We start from the raw sequence: 17,167 nt of genomic DNA, 5'->3' as shown, positions 1-17,167 counted from the left end.
TCACGGCTCGTCGCCCCATTGCCAGGTCTCCGGAATGAGTCCGGGCGCGGAGCCGATCGCGATCGCAATCACGAGGTGGCTGGTGAGCTCAATCTCCGATGGGTCATCCCCTCGAAACGGCTTGCCGTCGAGGTAGACCTGGATGGGGACGTCGGGAGCGCAGTACTCCCCGAGGCAGCTGGCGTCCAGCCGAACTCCCCACTCGGTGAAGAACTGACCCAGCGTGAAGCTGGGCGCGTTGGCCACCTTGGATTCGGTGTGGATTACTCCAAACGGGTCATGGGTGTGCAGCGGCGACAGGCATGGACTGTCACACAGACTGGTCAGGAAGTACGCGGTGTTGACCTCGTCGTCCATGAGTTCCGGCTCGATCCCGGTGCCGTTGAGGTCTATCCCGATAGCGGCCGGGATCTCCACCCGCTCGCCGTCCACGAAGACGTCGAGATGGGCATGGGTGTGGGTAATGAGGAACTCGTCGGCCTCGGGGGTCAGGCCCGCGGCTTCGGCTCGCGCCAAGGGATCGTTGGGGGCGGGCCAGTCCGGCTGGTCCAGGGGCGCTCCGGCCGGAGAGGTGCACGCTGCCGCAATCAGGACTGCCACCAGGGCTGCAGCTTTAGAGAGGCGGCTGGGAGACTGCGTGCGCATCGTCACCCCGGTAACGCTACCAACTCTGACGTGGACGCGAAGGTCATGATGTCCTTGGCGAGTGGCCTCTGAAATACCCTATGCAGGTCATGAAGCGTATTTCCTGGTCCTGCCTCGTCGCATGCCTCGCGCTCGTGGCATGCACGGCCGGGACCGGGTCGCCCACGCCGGGCAGCTCGGCCTCCGCATCGGTCCCCACCCCGAGTCCGGCGGCGACGTCCAGCCCATCCGCGACGCCGGTAGGTGAGCTGAGGTTCACGGTGACGACCTATCCGGTCCCCGCAGGATCGGCGCCGCATGACGTCGCCCCCGCCGCCGACGGCGGGGTCTGGTACACGGCCCAGCACAGCGGCGAGCTTGGCTGGCTGGACCCGGACTCCGGCGACGTGCGCGAGTTGGCGCTGGGGCCGGGTTCGGCCCCGCACGGCGTGATCGTCGGCCCCGACGGGGCGCCGTGGGTCACGGACAGCGGGCTGAACGCCATCGTCCGCGTCGACCCGGAGACCTTGGCGGTTGCCATCTACCGACTGCCGGGCTCGACGCCGGGAGCCAACCTGAACACGGCTGCTTTCGACGGCGACGGGGTCCTGTGGTTCACGGGTCAGGCCGGCTTCTACGGTCGCCTGGACCCGGCGAGCGGCGCGATAGAGGTCTTTGCCGCTCCGGAGGGGACGGGGCCGTATGGGATCACGGCCACGCCGTCCGGGGACATCTACTACAGCTCGCTGGCGGGAAGCTACCTGGGTGCGGTCGACACGACGACCGGGGCCGTCACGGTCCTGGATCCCCCAACTGCGGGCGCGGGGGCGCGACGGGCCTGGTCGGACTCGCGAGGGCGCATTTGGGTGGCGGAATGGTTTGTCGGCCAGGTCGCCGTCTACGACCCCTCAACCGGCGCGTGGCAGGAGTGGCCCCTGCCCGGGGCTGCGCCGCAGGCGTACGCGGTGTACGTCGACGAGACCGATGCGGTCTGGCTGACCGATTTCGGCGCCAACGCCATCGTCCGCTTCAACCCCGAGACCGAAACGTTCCAATCGTTCCCGCTCCAGAGCCAGCCGGCGAACGTGCGCCAGCTCCTTGGCCGGCCGGGCGAGGTATGGGGCGCAGAGTCTGCCGCCGACCAGCTGGTGGTGGTGCGCTTCGGCTACTGACGGCCTGGCTAGAAGTCGCGGCGGCCCGCGAAGTGCTCCTCGGCTTCTGGGCGGGTCAGCTCATAGACCGCGAGGCGGTGGCCGCCGGGCGTCGTAAACGAGCACACCGGACCGTGGGGGATCTCGAACGTCCCTTCCCGCTGCCAGCCCCGCGCCTCCATCTCCTCGAGGGCCTCTGACAGGCTGGGAACCCGATACACGAGGACTGGCCGCTCCCCGTGGAGATGGCCCGCCAGCAGGAGCCGCGGCGACTTGTCGCCCAGCTCCACCATGGCCACCCGGGTCCCCATTCCCTCGACCGCGAACACCAGGCTCCCGCCCAACACCTCGGTGAAGTAGCGAACGTCCTCGGCGACGTCGGTGCTGGGCATGTAGATGAAGTCGAGCTGCTCGATCGGCATTTCCGCCCAATTAGTCGTCCAGCGTTACCTCGAGTTCTTCGAGGCCGGTTCCGCCTTCCCCCACCGAGATTGGGTCTCTCCTCAGCCTTAAGGTGAACTGATTGCCCGGGAGCGCGTCCCTCGAGACGGCCACCAGGAAGCCGTGCGGGTGCCAGTCCGTCGTGCAGCCGTACGTGACGCCGGGCGGAGGCGTGGGGAATGGGCCAGGATACGAGAACATCCCGTACACCACGTGGTCACTGGGGGCCACGCCGATGCCGTCGAAGACGATCTCCGGGCAGGTGCCGCTCACGCCCGTGATGAACCGAACGACGATCTCCTGATTGAAATCAATCAGAGCTGGTTCGCCGGGCAATCCCATTCCCCACCACAGGATCTCGTAGCTCTGCTGATTCAAGGCGACGTCCACGGCGTCTCCCGGCACGATTGCGATTTGAGGCGAGTTAGCAGAGGCCAGCATCCTCCAACCATCACCGCCGGACGGCTGGAGCCCCGGCGGAGGAAGCCAGCCAGGCTCCGGCGACCATCTCGGCTCTCCCACGATGACGATGTCGCTCACCACGAAACGCTGGCGGCACCACTGCTCCTGCTCGGCGGTTGACATCGCGACGAAGCCTTCGAGTCGCGGCTCCAACGTGCAGCCGCCGGCGGCTTGATCGTCGAAATGGCCAACGACTTGAACCTCTGCCCCGCCGCGGACGTCCAGGCTGGTCGCGAGACGCCAGAGGCGCTCGTCGTGCCGAAGATGGATTGGGAGCCAGCCCGCCTGCCCGCCGAGGCTGAAATAGGTCTTTCCGGCAAGCCAGTTTGGCTCACCGACATAGGGCGGTGGACCCGAGGCCTGAATGAAGATTTCGCCGGCCAAGGTGAGCTCTGTCGAACCAGCGCATTCGAGGCGCATCTCGTCCGACACGGAGGTAAGGCCGAGCGTATCCGTCGGACAGCCAGCCGGCGCCGGGACCAATGCCGTGGCGGCTTCCACACCTGACACCCAGCCGAAGATGGATTGCGCGTCAGCCACCGGCCAACTACCCATGTAGGAGAACTGGATCCGATACCAATCGCTCCCCGCATGCGGAATGGGACCCTGCCAAACGTACACGGGCACACCAAGTTGGTTGTACGGGTTGTACGGCTCGATGACCGCGAACGGGGGCTGAGCGGGATCCGCGCGAACATGCAAGTCAAATCGCACGAATGCGGCACCTAACGGGATGGTTGGCGTCGGACTCGCGGCGGTTTCAGAGACAGAAGGGGAAGGTCCTTCCTGACTTGGCGAGGACGTGCATCCGGCTATCACCACCGCCGCGGCCACCGCCGCGGTCGCAATCGCCCGACTGACTCCCCACCCCATGGAGGCACACCTCTCCGCCGTCGGCATAGGACCGAATGGAGCTCGTCGGCACGGATTATGCCGCTAGCGGGCTAGCGTGACCCGCCCAGTCGGCCGCGGTCTACCCCCGCGACCCGTATGCGTCGAAAGGATCACCCGACGTGCCGGATGCCAGCGACGCGATCTACAACCAGTCCGGAGGGCAGACCCTGCTCACCGTCACCGAGGACGGCGACGGGCATGCCGCGACGTTCGAGGTCGGGGTCCAGGTCGACTGTTCCGGGGCCCTCAAACCCAGACCGACACGACCACCGCCATGATGACTGCCCCCACCAGGTGATAGGTACCGGTGATCGCCAACCACAGCCATGGCTGGGGAAGATTGGGCGTGAAGGTGGCATCCACGGCGGTCCGCGCGAACGCGTATCCGATGCCCACAACCAGACCAAGCACGATCCCGCTCTCCAGCGTGTCGGAACCCGTGGCTGCGGCCAGCATGCCGGTGGCCACGGCCATCACGAGGTACGCCAGCAGCGGGATCGCGTAGGTCGTGATCTTGACCTGGGGAGGCGTCGCCTCCGGATCCCACCCAATCGAACGCTGCCACGCTCGGCCCAGCAGGGGCGGGGCATACCAGATGGCCCCCAGCACGAAATAGATGACGGCCCCCACGATGACCGCCAGCCAGTTGAGTTGGCCAATCATGTCCAGGCTCACGACACCCTCCCGATCGTTTCCATCGCCCCTACAACACCGACTGGTGCAGGGTAGTCCGCGGGCGGGCCGCGGACCAGTTGGAGGAGAGGCCTTCCAACCGGGTACGATCGGCATGTCGTGACGACCTGATGCTGGCGCGAAGCGTTCGGATTGCCGCTCTTGGCGTGTTAGCCCTGATCGTGGCCGGCGTCGGCGTTGCTTTGGCCGGTGGCGACGTCGCGGACAAGCTGCGCACCGGCGATAGTTTGACCGTGGACGCGGGCGAGGTGGTGCCGCACGACCTGTACGTGTTCGGTGGGGACGTCATCGTGGACGGGACGGTCGAAGGTGACCTCGTCGTGGCCTCGGGCTCGGTGACCATCAACGGCCTGGTGGAAGGCGACGTGGTGGCCGGCACGGGGCAGCTGCACGTCAACGGCGTGGTCGATGGCGACCTTCGGGTAGGCGCCGGCCAGATCACCATTACCGGCCTGGTGGGGGAGGACCTGCTGGCCGGAGCGGGCCAGATTGATATCGGTGACGACGGGCGCGTGGGGGAAGACCTGATCTTCGGGGCGGGTGACGTCCGGGTCGCCGGCGTTGTCAACGGAAGTGTCTACGGCAGTGCCACGACGTATTCGCGTACTGGATCGGTGGTTGGCAGCGAGAACGTGACCCTTGAAACCGGCGCCGAGCCGTCTGAACCGGCGCCGTCGGAACCGGTCCGAATCGCGGGCGACGCCCTCCGCCAGCTGCTCACCGTCGTCCTGTTCGGCGCCGTGGGGCTGTGGCTCATCCCCGGCGCACTCCGTGCCTCGGAGGGCGCGCTCCGCCGTCGCCCGCTGGCGTCGGTCGGGATGGGGATCGGCATCCTGGTCGGCTACATCATCCAGTTCATCGCCGTCATCCTCCTCATGATCCTGGTCGCGGTCGCCCTGGGATCGATCTCGCTGGATGGGCTGGCCGGGATCGCCATCTGGGCCGGGATCGTCGACCTGATGATCAGCACCCTCGCCCTGGTGGTCGCCGCCTCGTTCGTCGTGGATGCGGTGGTCGGCCTGGCCCTGGCCCAGCTGGTGGCGCGCGGCTGGGCGCACAGCCGATGGCAGGAGCTTTTCCTCCTGGTCGTTGGGGCGCTGATCGTGGTGGCAGCGACCTCGCTGCCCGAGATCGGGGGCATCGTCAAGCTGTGCGTCATCGTCTTGGGCCTGGGGGCCATGACCGTGGCGGCGGCCGAGGCCTGGCAGCGGCGACATCCACCCGCTGCCCCGTCGTGGGGAGCGCAGGTCGCAACGCCCACCGAGCCCCTCACCGGGGGCTGAGCACCGACCGTGTCGAACGCCACCCTGGGCCTGCCGGAAGAGCTCCACGCCTATCTGCTCGACGTGGGCGTGCGAGAGCCGGATCTCCTCCGCCAGCTGCGTGCCGAGACGGCCGCCATGCCGGAGCACGACATGCAGATTGCCCCCGAGCAGGGCGCGCTGATGGCGCTCCTGGTGGAGCTCACCGGCGCCCGTCGTTGTCTGGAGGTGGGCACCTTCACCGGGTACTCGTCGCTCAGCGTGGCCTTGGCCCTGCCGGCTGACGGCCGGCTCGTGTGCATCGACCTCAGCCGCGAATGGACCGATGTCGCCCGCCGCTACTGGACCCAGGCGGGCGTGGCCGACAAGATCGAGCTGCGGCTGGGATCCGCCCTGGACACCCTGGACGCGATGGTGGCCGAAGGGCAAGCCGAGACGTTCGACTTCGCCTTTCTGGACGCGGACAAGGACAACTACCCCGCCTATGCCGACCGCATCCTGACCCTGCTTCGGCGCGGCGGGCTGATGGCCATCGACAACGTGTTCTGGGGCGGCGAAGTCGCTCAGCCCGAGGTCGACAACGTCTCGGTGCGTGGCATCCGGGAGCTGAACCGCATCCTCGCCACCGACGAGCGTGTCAGCCTTTCCATGGTGCCAATCGCCGACGGCCTGACGCTGGCCCGCAAGCGGTAGCTGCGGGGCGGCCGAGTGGAGCTCACCGCCCCCACCATCCTGGAGATCGGCGCGCTCCTGCTGGCCGCTGCTGCCGCCGGTTGGGCGGCGCGACGGGTCCACCTGCCTGCGGTCGTCGGCTACCTGGCCGTCGGCCTGGCCGTGTCGGGCTTCACGCCGGGATTCGTGGCCGACCCCGGACAGCTGTACCTGCTCGCCGACATCGGGGTCATCCTGCTCCTATTCGAGGTCGGGATCGAGATCGACGTCTTCACCCTGCGCCGTGAGCAGCGGGCGCTCGTGTGGGCGGCCCCCCTCCAGATGGGGATCACTGCCCTGGCCGGGATCGGGATCGGGCTCGTGACCGGGATCGGCCTGCTGGCCGGCGCGGTCCTGGGGCTGGCGGTCGCCTTCTCGTCGAGCGTGGTCGTCATCAACATCACGCGCAGCCGGCGGCGAACGACCGATCCACCCACCGAATTGGCGTTGGTCGGGTGGTCCATTCTCCAAGACGTGACCGGGATCATCCTGACCGGGATCCTGGTGGCGGCCATCGGCGCTGACAGCCGGCCCTGGTATCTGACGGTCTTCGGCCTGGCGGCGTTCATCGGCCTTGCCTTGCTCACAGCCTGGATCCTGCCGCGCGTCCTGCGGGTGGTGCACTCCGACAAGGACCTGTTCCTGGTCGTGACCGTCGGGGCAGGGCTGGCGATCGCGGGCGTGGGGGGCCTGGTGTTCCAGATCCCCATGGCCCTGGCCGCTTTCATCGGCGGGCTGGCCATCAGCGAGAGCCACGAGGCGGCCGAGGCGCGGCGGCGGATCCTCCCCTTCCGCGACCTGTTTGCCATCCTGTTCTTCGTGGCGGTCGGCAGCCTGATCGACCCAGCCCGACTACCGGAGGCCCTGCCCTGGCTGGCGGCCGTCCTGGGGCTGCTGATCTTCGGCAAGATGGCCGTGATCTACGTCCTGGCACGCGTTCTGAGCCTCGACGCGCACGCGGGCCAACTGGCCGTCGGCCTGGGCCAGATCGGCGAGTTCAGCTTCGTACTCGCCTCAGTCGGGCTGGCGGCGGGTGTGATCGACCCCATCCTGTACACCGCCATCCTGGCTGCCGTCGCGCTCAGTATCGCGGTCTCCACGGTCGCCGTTCGGTACGTCACTCGCCCGGCCTCCGCATAGCTCCTGAGCGGCCGACCCGGCGTTGGTCCGCGGCGAAAGCACTACCCGCGGTGCTCCGATGTTCTGGTGCCTTGCAGCACCGCCCCCTTCTTTTTGGGCTGCGTGGGTCGCACAATGGCCCACTCCAGATATGCGCAGATTCATCAGGACTCTTTCCGTCGCGCTGGTGGGGCTGGCCCTGCTGGCCGGTCCCCTGGTGCCGCTTGCCGTGGCCGGCTCCGGGCCCGGCGATGCGACGCATGCGGCGGGCGGCGGCCCGTCTCATGATTCGTGGATCGTGACCCTGGATCCGGGCTGGAGCCCGGCTGGTCACGCCAACTCCCTGGCCCGGGGGGCTGGCGGGCACGTGGGCCACGTCTACCACTATGCGTTCCACGGCTTCCAGTTCCGTGGCTCCGCAAAGGCCGCCGAGGCGCTGCGGAACAACCCGCACGTGGCGTCGGTCACGCCGGATCACGACGTGTTCCTGACCGAGTCCCTTCCGAACGGGATCGAGCGCATCTCGGCGTTCGACAACGACACCCCATCCAGTAGCGCCTTCCACCTGGGTTTCCGAGGCAACGGCGCGCGGATCGCCATCATGGACACCGGCATCGACCTCGACCACCCCGACCTGGTCAACGCCATCGACCAGGGTCTGGGCAAGAACTGCGTGGCGCCTGCGCTGCCTCCGAATGACGGGTATGGGCATGGCACCCACGTGGCCGGGACGGCCGCCGCGCCGCTCAACGGGGTCGGCGTCGTGGGCGTGGCGCCCGAAGCCCGCCTGGTGGCCGTCAAGGTGTTCGACGATGCGGGCAACTCGAGCGAGTCCCTGGTCCTGTGTGGATTCGAGCACGTCCTGTCTCTGAACGCGGATGGGGACCCGTCGAACGACGTCGACGTCCTCAACATGAGCTTTGGCGAGCAGCGAGCGTGGGGTGACTGCGTCACCGATGCGCTCCACACGGCCGTCTGCAACGCCTACGCGGCGGGGATCACCATGGTCGCCGGCGCCGGCAACTCAGCTGTCAATGCGGGCAGCTTCGTGCCGGCCGCGTTCAGCGAGGTCATCGGCGTTTCCGCGCTCGCGGACTTCGACGCCGCCCCCGGTGGCCTGGCGGGATGTGGCCTGGTTCCCGACCTGGGCTGGTTCGACTGCGACGACACCTTCGCGTTCTTCAGCAACTATGGCGCGTCGGTCGACGTCATGGCCCCCGGCGTCAGTGTCTACTCGACGTACGCCGGCGGTGGGTACTCCACCAATAGCGGGACGAGCATGGCCACGCCGCACGTCAGCGGAGTGGCCGCGCTGATGGCGGCGTTGTCGCCGACACCGAGTCCCGGCGCCGTCCTCACCCTGCTCCGCCAGTCCGGCGAATGCCCCAACGGTTCCGTGTCCGGCGTCGATGCCTCCTGCAGCGGGCAGGGCACCTGGGTCGACGACCCGGATGGGATCCCCGAACCGCTGGTCAACGCCCTCCGAGCCGCCCAGGCCGTCGGTGGCGGACCACCGGTCCCAGTGGTGCCCAGCGCCCCGAACCTGACCAGCGCGACCGGCGGCAACGCGAGCGTGGCTCTGGCCTGGACCCCACCCGCCAGTGACGGCGGCAGCCTGGTCACCAACTACGAGGTCTGGCGCGGGGAGACCAGCGGGTCCGAGGTGCTGCTGACCACGGTCGGCAACGTGGCGAGCTTCACCGATACGACCGTCACCAACGGCACGGCCTACTTCTACCAGGTGGCCGCGGTCAACAGCGTCGGCCCCGGCCCGCGCTCGAACGAGCAGTCGGCCACGCCGCAGGCCCCGGTCCCAGTGGTGCCCAGCGCCCCGAACCTGACCAGCGCGACCGGCGGCAACGCGAGCGTGGCTCTGGCCTGGACCCCACCCGCCAGTGACGGCGGCAGCCTGGTCACCAACTACGAGGTCTGGCGCGGGGAGACCAGCGGGTCCGAGGTGCTGCTGACCACGGTCGGCAACGTGGCGAGCTTCACCGATACGACCGTCACCAACGGCACGGCCTACTTCTACCAGGTGGCCGCGGTCAACAGCGTCGGCCCCGGCCCGCGCTCGAACGAGCAGTCGGCCACGCCCCTGGCCAGCGCCCCGGTGACCCGCACCGGCGGCACGGTCAGCAACTTCGCCTCCGCCTCCAGCAGGACCGGCTCGGTCGCCTTCACCCTGCCGGCGGGCAGCAACCGCCTGGTGGCCATGGTCAGCATCAGCTCGACGTCGACCCAGCTCACCTCCGTTACGTGGCGGCCCAACGCGGGCAACCCCGCCCAGGACCAGGCGATGATGTTCGTCGGCCGCCAGACCGCTCCCGCCGGCGGATCGGTCGAAGTCTGGACACTCGCCAACCCGACTCCCACGGTAAGCGGATCCAGCGTGAATCACGTCCTGAGTGCCAACGCCAAGCGCGTCATGGGCGTCCACGCCCTGGCCGGTGCAGGGACGGTGGGGACTCCGGTCGGCGCCGCGACCAACAGCACCTCCATCAGCGTCAACGTGGCGTCCCAGACGGGCGGCGTGGTCCTTGACGTCCTATACGGCAATAACAGCACGACGTCCTACACCGCCGGGGCGGGCCAAACCGAGCATTGGGACACGAACACCACGAAGAGCCTCGAGAACCTCCGCGGCGCGGGGTCCGAGGAGGCTGGCGCGCCGATGGTGACCATGAGCTGGACCTCGGCCAAGGTCACCAACATGGCCGTCCTGGCGGTGACCTTCACGCCGTAGCCCGGTTCTAGGCTCCGAAGACGACAGCCCCCGCGACGAAGGTGGTCACCACCTTCGCGTCCGCCGTTCGCCCATCCGGGATGGCTCGCAGATCGCGGTCGAGGACGACCAGGTCAGCCAGCTTGCCCACCTCGATCGTCCCGGTATCGGTTTCCAATCGGTTCACCCACGCCGAACCGATGGTGAAGGCCGCCAACGCGGTGTCCAGGTCCAGCCGCTGGTCCGGAAGGAAAGGATCGGCATCGCGCTGGCTGGGGTCGATCCGTCGGATGGCGACCTCGATTTCCTCCAGGGGATTGGCAGTGGTCACCGTCCAGTCGCTGCCGCCCGCCAGTCGGGCCCCTGACCGGTGGAGATCAGCGAACGCATATCGGGCCCCGACCCGCTCAGCGCCCAGCCGCGGCATCAGGATCTCGCGTGTGTCCTGGTCGTAGGTCGCCCAGAAGGGCTGCATGTTGGCGGCCACGTCAAGCGCCGCGAAGCGGCCGATGTCGTCGGCATGGATCAGCTCGATATGGGCGATCGAGTGCCGGACGTCTCGCGGGCCGTTGGTCGCCCGCGCGGCGGCCACGGCGTCCAGCGCCTGGCGGACCGCCCCGTCTCCGATGGCGTGGAAGTGGCTGTCAAACCCGTGGCGCTCGAGCTCGATGACCGCCGCGTTGAGCTCCTCGACGCCGTAGTTCGGGATCCCGCGATTATCAGTGGCCGCTCCATCGGTCCCCAGGTATGGCTCGAGGACGACGGCGGTCCCGCTCTCGAACACCCCGTCCAGCCAGAACTTCACGACGTCCGCTCGCAATGAACCGATGCGCAGCGCCTCGCGCTGCGCCAACAGCCGGGGCAGGGGATCGGGCTCCTTGGCCTCGCCCCACGGCCACCACTGCTGGGCGGCCACCACCCGTGCGGTGAGACGGCCGGACTCCGCCAGGTCGCGATAGGCGGGCAGCCATTCGGGGTTGACGCCCGGGTCGTGCCAGGCGGTGATGCCGAGTGAATGGAGGTGCCGCTGGCTGTGAAGGAGGGATTCCACCAGCTCAGCGTGGGTTGGCTCCGGGACGAGGCGTTCGACCAACCCCTGGGCCGTCTCGGACAGGAGCCCCACCGGCGTCCCGTTGGGGTCGCGCTCAATGCGGCCGTACTCGAGGTCTGCGGTCTCGGCCGTGATACCGGCCAGCTCCAGGGCCCGGGTGTTGACCCACGCCGAATGTCCGTCGTATGCGGTCAGGAAAACCGGCCGGTCGCCGACCACTCGATCCAGCGTCTCCCGGCGCGGAATGCCGCCGGGAAAGGGACCATAGGTCCATCCGCCCCCGGTCAGCCACTCCAGCTCGGGGTGCCCGCCGGCGTAGGCGGCGAGGGCCGCCAGGTAGGCATCCTGGTCGGGAAGGCCGTGGAGGTTGCAGCTGCGCAGGGTCAGACCGCCGTACACCGGGTGGACGTGCGCGTCCTGGAATCCGGGGAGCAGCGTCTCCCCGTGGAGGCGGATGAGGCGCGTCTCCGGGCCGACCAGCCCCTCCACGTCCGCGGCGGTCCCGACGGCGCTGATGCGCCCCGCGCTCACCGCGACCGCATCCGCGACCTGGGATCGGGAAGCGATGGGTTCGACGCGCGCGCCGACCAGCACCAGGTCGGCGGGTTGGGTCACTCCTCGCCGACGGTCGTGATCCGGCGGCGGGTGGAGACCTCGACCTGCGACTCTTTCCCCTCGTGGGCCGGGAACTCGACCAACGCAATCAAGCGGCTGGCCATGAAGCGGCCGGTGCGCACCGGCGTCCCGGATCGGGTCACCTCGCTGACCTCGACCACGCCCCGGCTGGTGGCCACTTCCAGGCGACGGCCGGCGCGAGTGGCCTCGATCACGAAGGTCTGCGTGCCCTGGCCGGTGTCGACCACGGCCTCGACCCGATCTCCCTTCATGGCGTGAGAGTACCAGCGACATCTCTCCTCGAACCGGCGGTAGTGTCCCGGTCTCGTAGCATGTGCGGGTGACCGCGCCCGAGCCGCCACGCCTCCCGGAATCCCTCGCTGAGCGATACGTCCTCGAACAGCGGCTCGCGACTGGCGGCAGTGCGGAGGTTTGGCGGGGACGGGATACGGTTCTGGAGCGTCCGGTGGCCGTCAAAGTGCTCCACCACCACCTGCTGGCCGATCCCACCACCCGCACTCGCCTCATCCAGGAGGCGCGGGCCGCGGCCTCCCTTTCGCATCCCGGCATCGTGGCCGTCTACGACGTGGCGATCGACGAAGAGGCGTCGGCGGCCGTGATCCTCGAGCTGGTCGAGGGCGAATCATTGGCCGAACGGCTCAAGCGCGAGGGCGCCCTGCCGGCGCGGGCCGCGGTGCGGATTGCGGCCGAGGTCGCTGAGGCACTGGCCCACGCGCACGAACGCGGCGTGGTGCACAGGGACGTCAAGGCTGCGAACGTGCTGCTCGGCGGGGATGGCGAAGCGCGCCTGGCGGATTTCGGGATCGCTCGCCTGCTGGCGGACGAGGCCCAACGGCTGACCGATGTCGGCACGATTGCCGGCACGCTGCGATATCTGGCCCCCGAGCAGCTGCGGGGCGAGCCGGCCGGACCGCCGGCCGACGTCTATGCGGTCGGCGTCCTGCTGACCGAGATGCTGACCGGACAGCCTCCCTATCAAGTGAGCTCGCCGGTCGCCCTGGCAGAGGCGCAGCGCACGCCTCCGATGGTGATCGAGGGCGCCCCGCCGTCGCTATCGGAGATCGTGCGCCCCACCCTCGACCCGGATCCGGATGGTCGTCCGTCGTCCGCGGGAGCGCTGGCCGCCCAATTGCGACGTTGGCTGGAGACCGATGCGGCCCCAGGGGCCGTCGACAGCGCACCCGACGAGCCGACCCTTCCGGCTATCCCCCTTCCGGTCATACCTCCCGTCCTGCCTGTTCCGGCCGCCCCCGAGGCAGCCCCGATCCCGTCCGCGCCCGCCGGTTCGGGACCTGGTGCCCGGGAAGCGAGGCGGCCACGCAGCGTGCCACCGACGACGGCGGTCGTGCTCGCGGCGCTGGGGATCTTCGTCGCGCTGGTGCTGCTGTTGGCGACCGTCACGGTTCCGGATGGGCCGGGGTCCAGCCCTTCCCCAACCGCGTCCGCTACCCCATCTCCATCGCCATCTCCATCCCCATCCCCTACGGCCAGTCCATCCCCGACGCCCGTGCCCGCCCCGCTCACGTTCTCCGAAGCGATCGATGCGTTCAAGGACCTGGTGGAGAGCGGCGAGGAGGAGGGTCTGATCGAATCCGAGGCCGCCCACGACCTCGATGAGCTCGCCGATGATGTTGCCAAAGAGGTGGAGGATGGCACCGGGGGCGACGTCAATCGCGCCTTCCGCAACATTCGCCGCGCGATCGACGAGTTCGAGCAGGACGAGCGCATCGGTTCGGACATGGCGGCACGCCTCCAGGACGCCGTGGACGAGATCGAGGCGGCTGCGGCTCGGTAGCGCCAGGGACTAGACTCGGCGCGTGACGGGCCGCTTCGTCTCCCGCGGATTTCTCGGCCGCCCACGGGACACGGACGCCGACCGCGCCGGGCGCATCCCACCCGGCCAATACCTCACCGACGGCTTCCCGGTCCTGTCCGCCGGTCCCACGCCACAGATCCCACTCGGCCAGTGGGCGTTCACGATTGAGGGCCTGGTGCGGGCGCCGGTTCGCTGGAGCTGGGAGCAGTTCCTTGCCCTGCCCGCGCGCGACTGGACGGTTGACATCAGCTGCGTCACCAAATGGACCAAGCTCGACACGCGCTGGCATGGGGTGAGCGTCGACGATCTGCTGGCGGCCGTGGAGCTTGACCCGCGGGCGCAATTCGTCACCGCTCACTCGTTCGGGGGCTACACGACCAACCTGCCCCTTACCGATGTCGTCAACAACCAGGCCTTCGTCGCGTATCAGTACGACAGCGCCCCGCTCGAGCCGGCGCACGGCGGCCCGGCCCGGCTCGTCGTGCCGCACCTGTACTTCTGGAAGAGCGCGAAGTGGGTCCGCGGACTGCGGCTGATCGAGGAGGACGAACCGGGCTTCTGGGAGTCCCTTGGCTACCACAACCGGGGGGACCCATGGCGCGAAGAGCGCTACTCCGGCGACTGAACCCGATCCGTACCGATGCCGTCGCAACTGCTGGAATGGAAGATCGCCACGGTCGCCCAGATCCGCGATGAGACCTCCGAGGTGAAGTCCTTCTCGCTGCTCGTGCCGGAGTGGCGGACCCATCGCCCGGGGCAGCACGTCGACGTCCGACTCAGCGCCCCGGACGGCTACCAGGCCCAGCGCAGCTACTCCATCGCCTCCGCCCCGGGACCCGATGGCCGCGTCGACCTGACGGTCGAGCGCATCGCTGAGGGTGAGGTCTCCCCGTACTTTCACGACGTCCTCGTCACCGGGGACGAGGTCGAGGTGCGGGGGCCGATCGGGGGCTATTTCGTCTGGGAGCCTGCGTTCGGGGGTCCACTCTTGCTGATCGCAGGCGGGTCGGGGGTCGTGCCCCTGATGGCCATCCTGCGGGAACGAGCTGCGGCCGACGTGGCCGCCTCCGCGACGCTTCTGTACAGCTCACGAAACTGGGACGACGTCATCTATCGCGAGGAGCTCGACCGCTTGGCGACGACCGACGACCGGCTCCGGATCCTCCACACCCTGACCCGTGCCCAGCCTCCCGGTTGGACCGGATTCGCACGGCGCATCGATAGACCGATGCTGGAGGAGGCGCTGGACGGCCTCGGTTCCCAGCCGCTGACCTACATCTGCGGGCCGACCCTCCTGGTAGAGGCGGCCGCCAACGGCCTGGTCGAGCTTGGAGTGGATCCGGGCCGAATCCGGACCGAGCGCTTCGGGCCCACGAGCTGAGGTGCTGCCATGATCGACGAACGCCTGGTCCTGGACGCGAACGCGGTCGCGGGCGACCTCGAGGAGCTGTTCGGGATCGACCTGACGGTGGTCGTGCACCGCTGCGCACATTGCGGTCATCGGGGGCCGATGGCCACCCTGCTCGCCTACGTTCACGGCCCAGGCACCGTGCTGCGCTGCTCGACGTGCCACGGGATCGTGATGCGCTACGTGCTCGCCCCGTCCGGAGCGCGGATCGACCTCCGCGGCGCGGCGGAGCTGCGGTTCTTCGGGAGCTAGCCGGCTACTTCAGGTCGGCCAAGACCTCATTCGCGGCACGTACGCCAGTGATCGCGCCGCCTTCCATCCAGCCCTGGAAATCGACCGATGTGTGCTCGCCCGCGAAATGGATGTTGCCCTGGCGGACCCCCTCGTAGCCGGCGATGGTGTGGTACTGACCCACCCGCCAGTACGAGTACGAGCAGTTGTAGTTCGGGTCGAGGTGGGGGAGCGACAACGACGCGCGCCCATTCCAGCGGCTGCCGATGCCGGGGTACACCGGCTCGAGCTGACCAAGGAACGTCTGCGTCGCCGTGATCACCTGCGCGCTCTCCGACGCGCGCGTGTACGGTCCCGCGGCGGCGATCGCATCGGTCACGTTGCCGCCGGTGTAGTTGACCAGGATGCCGGGAGCCTCCGGTTGGCCGCGCGTGACGTCCCACGTGTTCTGGTAGCCGGTGTCCGCGTACGACTCCCCGTTGCTGATCGCAGGCCACGGACCGTCGGTGTTCCACAAGCGGTCGGTGAACTGGACGTTGAGTTTCCCGTTGTGGCCCAGGCCCAGCTCTTCGATGGCCTGCACCTTCAGCGCGTCGAAGCCGGCGCCGCTGTAGTTCAGAGTCCGCAGGACGCCGAAGTGGAAGGCGAGGATGACGTGGTCGGCTGTCACGGTCTGCGGTCCCAGGGGCGTCTCGAAATCCACGGCATACGCCCCGCCGCCCTGGGCGATCGAAGTCATCCGCCAGCCCATCTGAACCGCGTCCGGCGGGAGGGCGCCGCGGATTGCATCCGGTAGGCTCTGGTTGCCGGCAAGGATGTGGTAGCGCTCGTCGCTCCCGCCAAAGAGCGCGAAGTTGCCCGGTGACGCGTTGTACCCGAGCAGGTAGATGAGGTTGAGCGAGGACTGGTCGGTGGTGGGGGCCCCGAACTCGATGTCATACGCCACGTCGAGGAGCCGTCCCAACGGCGAGCCGTGACCGCCCGGGACGCGCGAATCGATCCAGTCGTAGACACTCATGTTGTCGAGGACGACCCCCTCCGGCGTGTTGATCTCGAAGGTCGTGGGGTAGCTCGCCGCCCAGGTGTCCCTCGAAAGCGCCCGGTGCACGGGCTGGAAGTCCCGATCAGCCTGCGCCTTCGGGTAGTAGGAGCCATCGAAGAAGTAAGTCGGCTCGGATCCGTTTGGCTCAGCGCGGACGAGGTCGACGAGCTTCAGCCTGAACCGCTGGGCGAGGAACCGGACCGTCTTATGGCCGGTGTCGATCAGCTCGCCGCCCCACTCGGTGATCTGGCCGGCGTCCCAGTAGCCGCTGTGATCGGTGAACATCCGCCCGCCCACCCGCTCCGTCGACGACTCGTAGACGGTGGAGGAGAGGCCCTTGTCGGCCAGGGTGAGCGCGGCGGTCAGGCCGGCGATGCCGCCTCCGACGATTGCGATCCGCGGGCTTGCCGCTCTCGTCCGGGTGGGAAACAGGAGGCGCCCACCGAACATGGCAGCCGCGCCCAGGGCCGCGCTGCCAGTGAGGAACTCCCGGCGCGTCAGCCGGTCGCGCTGTGGTTCGCCCGCGGTGAGCCGCTCCTCGCGGATCCGGTGGACATCCACGCCTCGTCGCTCGGCCTCGGCGTGATCGGCGGCCATCTGCTGCAGCGCGCGCATGAGGGGTGTCCGGGCCACGTGTGACCTTCCTTCTGGTGCCTGCTTGATCCTCCGAGTCTAGGCCCAACCCGGCGCCCAACTCAAGGCCGCGCGCCGCAAAGATGAGCCGATGGAGTAATGCGCCTGAAGCTCCCCGCTGGACCTGACCTCGGCCCTACAATCGGTCGCGAGATCCCGACGCCAGGATCGGGACGCCCAATGGAGGAATGAGCGTGGCCACCAAGAAGCCTGCGGCCAAGAAGCCTGCGGCCAAGAAGCCTGCGGCCAAGAAGCCTGCGGCCAAGAAGCC

At 68.7% G+C, this 17,167-nt stretch carries 17 protein-coding genes; 10 read left to right on the top strand and 7 right to left on the bottom strand.

What is annotated here, in order from left to right; genetic code table 11:
* Complete coding sequence (locus AABM41_00865; protein ID MEK6190856.1) at window positions 1–651, bottom strand: hypothetical protein; 651 nt, start codon at window positions 649–651, stop codon at window positions 1–3.
* Window positions 652–766: 115 nt separating this feature from the next.
* On the opposite strand from AABM41_00865, the gene AABM41_00860 reads away from it, so the two are divergent.
* Window positions 767–892, top strand: a complete 126-nt coding sequence (locus tag AABM41_00860) for a hypothetical protein (protein ID MEK6190855.1) — start codon at window positions 767–769, stop codon at window positions 890–892.
* A gap of 13 nt (window positions 893–905) precedes the next feature.
* Complete coding sequence (locus AABM41_00855; GenBank protein MEK6190854.1) at window positions 906–1,796, top strand: lyase; 891 nt, start codon at window positions 906–908, stop codon at window positions 1,794–1,796.
* 8 nt (window positions 1,797–1,804) lie between these two features.
* On the opposite strand, the gene AABM41_00850 is transcribed toward AABM41_00855, so the two are convergent.
* The 3 genes from AABM41_00850 to AABM41_00840 all read right to left on the bottom strand — a co-directional run bounded on the left by AABM41_00850 (window position 1,805) and on the right by AABM41_00840 (window position 4,247).
* Complete coding sequence (locus AABM41_00850; protein MEK6190853.1) at window positions 1,805–2,197, bottom strand: hypothetical protein; 393 nt, start codon at window positions 2,195–2,197, stop codon at window positions 1,805–1,807.
* A 10-nt stretch (window positions 2,198–2,207) separates the two neighbouring features.
* Window positions 2,208–3,110: a hypothetical protein gene (locus AABM41_00845; GenBank protein MEK6190852.1), complete on the bottom strand. Its 903-nt coding sequence runs from the start codon at window positions 3,108–3,110 to the stop codon at window positions 2,208–2,210.
* 708 nt (window positions 3,111–3,818) lie between these two features.
* Complete coding sequence (locus AABM41_00840; GenBank protein MEK6190851.1) at window positions 3,819–4,247, bottom strand: DUF1761 domain-containing protein; 429 nt, start codon at window positions 4,245–4,247, stop codon at window positions 3,819–3,821.
* A gap of 128 nt (window positions 4,248–4,375) precedes the next feature.
* Between AABM41_00840 and AABM41_00835 the strand changes: the two genes are divergently transcribed.
* From AABM41_00835 to AABM41_00820, 4 genes are all read left to right on the top strand, one after another.
* Window positions 4,376–5,548, top strand: a complete 1,173-nt coding sequence (locus AABM41_00835) for a hypothetical protein (GenBank protein MEK6190850.1) — start codon at window positions 4,376–4,378, stop codon at window positions 5,546–5,548.
* A gap of 9 nt (window positions 5,549–5,557) precedes the next feature.
* On the top strand, window positions 5,558–6,220 hold the full coding sequence (locus tag AABM41_00830) for a class I SAM-dependent methyltransferase (protein MEK6190849.1): 663 nt from the start codon (window positions 5,558–5,560) through the stop codon (window positions 6,218–6,220).
* 15 nt (window positions 6,221–6,235) lie between these two features.
* Window positions 6,236–7,378 (top strand): cation:proton antiporter, encoded by a 1,143-nt coding sequence (locus AABM41_00825; protein ID MEK6190848.1) that lies wholly within the window; start codon window positions 6,236–6,238, stop codon window positions 7,376–7,378.
* Window positions 7,379–7,508: 130 nt separating this feature from the next.
* Complete coding sequence (locus tag AABM41_00820; protein MEK6190847.1) at window positions 7,509–10,100, top strand: S8 family serine peptidase; 2,592 nt, start codon at window positions 7,509–7,511, stop codon at window positions 10,098–10,100.
* Between the two features lie 7 nt (window positions 10,101–10,107).
* On the opposite strand, the gene AABM41_00815 is transcribed toward AABM41_00820, so the two are convergent.
* Both AABM41_00815 and AABM41_00810 read right to left on the bottom strand, forming a co-directional pair.
* Entirely contained in the window at window positions 10,108–11,745 is a 1,638-nt protein-coding gene (locus tag AABM41_00815; protein ID MEK6190846.1) for an amidohydrolase, read from the bottom strand.
* Window positions 11,742–12,017, bottom strand: a complete 276-nt coding sequence (locus AABM41_00810) for a hypothetical protein (protein ID MEK6190845.1) — start codon at window positions 12,015–12,017, stop codon at window positions 11,742–11,744. Before AABM41_00810 ends, AABM41_00815 begins: the two co-directional genes overlap by 4 nt.
* Window positions 12,018–12,085: 68 nt before the next feature.
* Here AABM41_00810 and AABM41_00805 point away from each other — a divergent pair, with 68 nt between their 5' ends.
* The 4 genes from AABM41_00805 to AABM41_00790 are packed head-to-tail and all read left to right on the top strand — an operon-like array spanning window position 12,086 to window position 15,242.
* Window positions 12,086–13,561, top strand: a complete 1,476-nt coding sequence (locus AABM41_00805) for a serine/threonine-protein kinase (protein ID MEK6190844.1) — start codon at window positions 12,086–12,088, stop codon at window positions 13,559–13,561.
* Between the two features lie 22 nt (window positions 13,562–13,583).
* Window positions 13,584–14,207 (top strand): sulfite oxidase-like oxidoreductase, encoded by a 624-nt coding sequence (locus tag AABM41_00800; GenBank protein MEK6190843.1) that lies wholly within the window; start codon window positions 13,584–13,586, stop codon window positions 14,205–14,207.
* Window positions 14,208–14,222: 15 nt separating this feature from the next.
* Window positions 14,223–14,963, top strand: coding sequence for a ferredoxin reductase (locus tag AABM41_00795; GenBank protein ID MEK6190842.1), 741 nt, complete (start codon window positions 14,223–14,225; stop codon window positions 14,961–14,963).
* Window positions 14,964–14,972: 9 nt separating this feature from the next.
* On the top strand, window positions 14,973–15,242 hold the full coding sequence (locus AABM41_00790; protein MEK6190841.1) for a DUF6510 family protein: 270 nt from the start codon (window positions 14,973–14,975) through the stop codon (window positions 15,240–15,242).
* A 4-nt stretch (window positions 15,243–15,246) separates the two neighbouring features.
* On the opposite strand, the gene AABM41_00785 is transcribed toward AABM41_00790, so the two are convergent.
* Entirely contained in the window at window positions 15,247–16,896 is a 1,650-nt protein-coding gene (locus AABM41_00785) for an NAD(P)/FAD-dependent oxidoreductase (GenBank protein ID MEK6190840.1), read from the bottom strand.
* Window positions 16,897–17,167 lie beyond the last annotated feature (271 nt).

Source organism: Chloroflexota bacterium (assembly GCA_038040195.1).
Taxonomy (GTDB): Bacteria; Chloroflexota; Limnocylindria; order QHBO01; family QHBO01; genus DASTEQ01.
The sequence above is the reverse complement of the archived record's forward strand: the minus strand, read 5'-3'. Positions and strand labels throughout refer to the sequence as shown.

Excerpts from the sequence above, each read along its gene's own strand:
- AABM41_00795 (MEK6190842.1), top strand. The coding sequence starts at position 14,223 with ATGCCGTCGCAACTGCTGGAATGGAAGATCGCCACGGTCGCCCAGATC.
- AABM41_00820 (MEK6190847.1), top strand. The coding sequence starts at position 7,509 with ATGCGCAGATTCATCAGGACTCTTTCCGTCGCGCTGGTGGGGCTGGCC.
- AABM41_00810 (MEK6190845.1), bottom strand. The coding sequence starts at position 12,017 with ATGAAGGGAGATCGGGTCGAGGCCGTGGTCGACACCGGCCAGGGCACG.
- AABM41_00835 (MEK6190850.1), top strand. The coding sequence starts at position 4,376 with ATGCTGGCGCGAAGCGTTCGGATTGCCGCTCTTGGCGTGTTAGCCCTG.
- AABM41_00860 (MEK6190855.1), top strand. The coding sequence starts at position 767 with ATGCCTCGCGCTCGTGGCATGCACGGCCGGGACCGGGTCGCCCACGCC.
- AABM41_00790 (MEK6190841.1), top strand. The coding sequence starts at position 14,973 with ATGATCGACGAACGCCTGGTCCTGGACGCGAACGCGGTCGCGGGCGAC.
- AABM41_00850 (MEK6190853.1), bottom strand. The coding sequence starts at position 2,197 with ATGCCGATCGAGCAGCTCGACTTCATCTACATGCCCAGCACCGACGTC.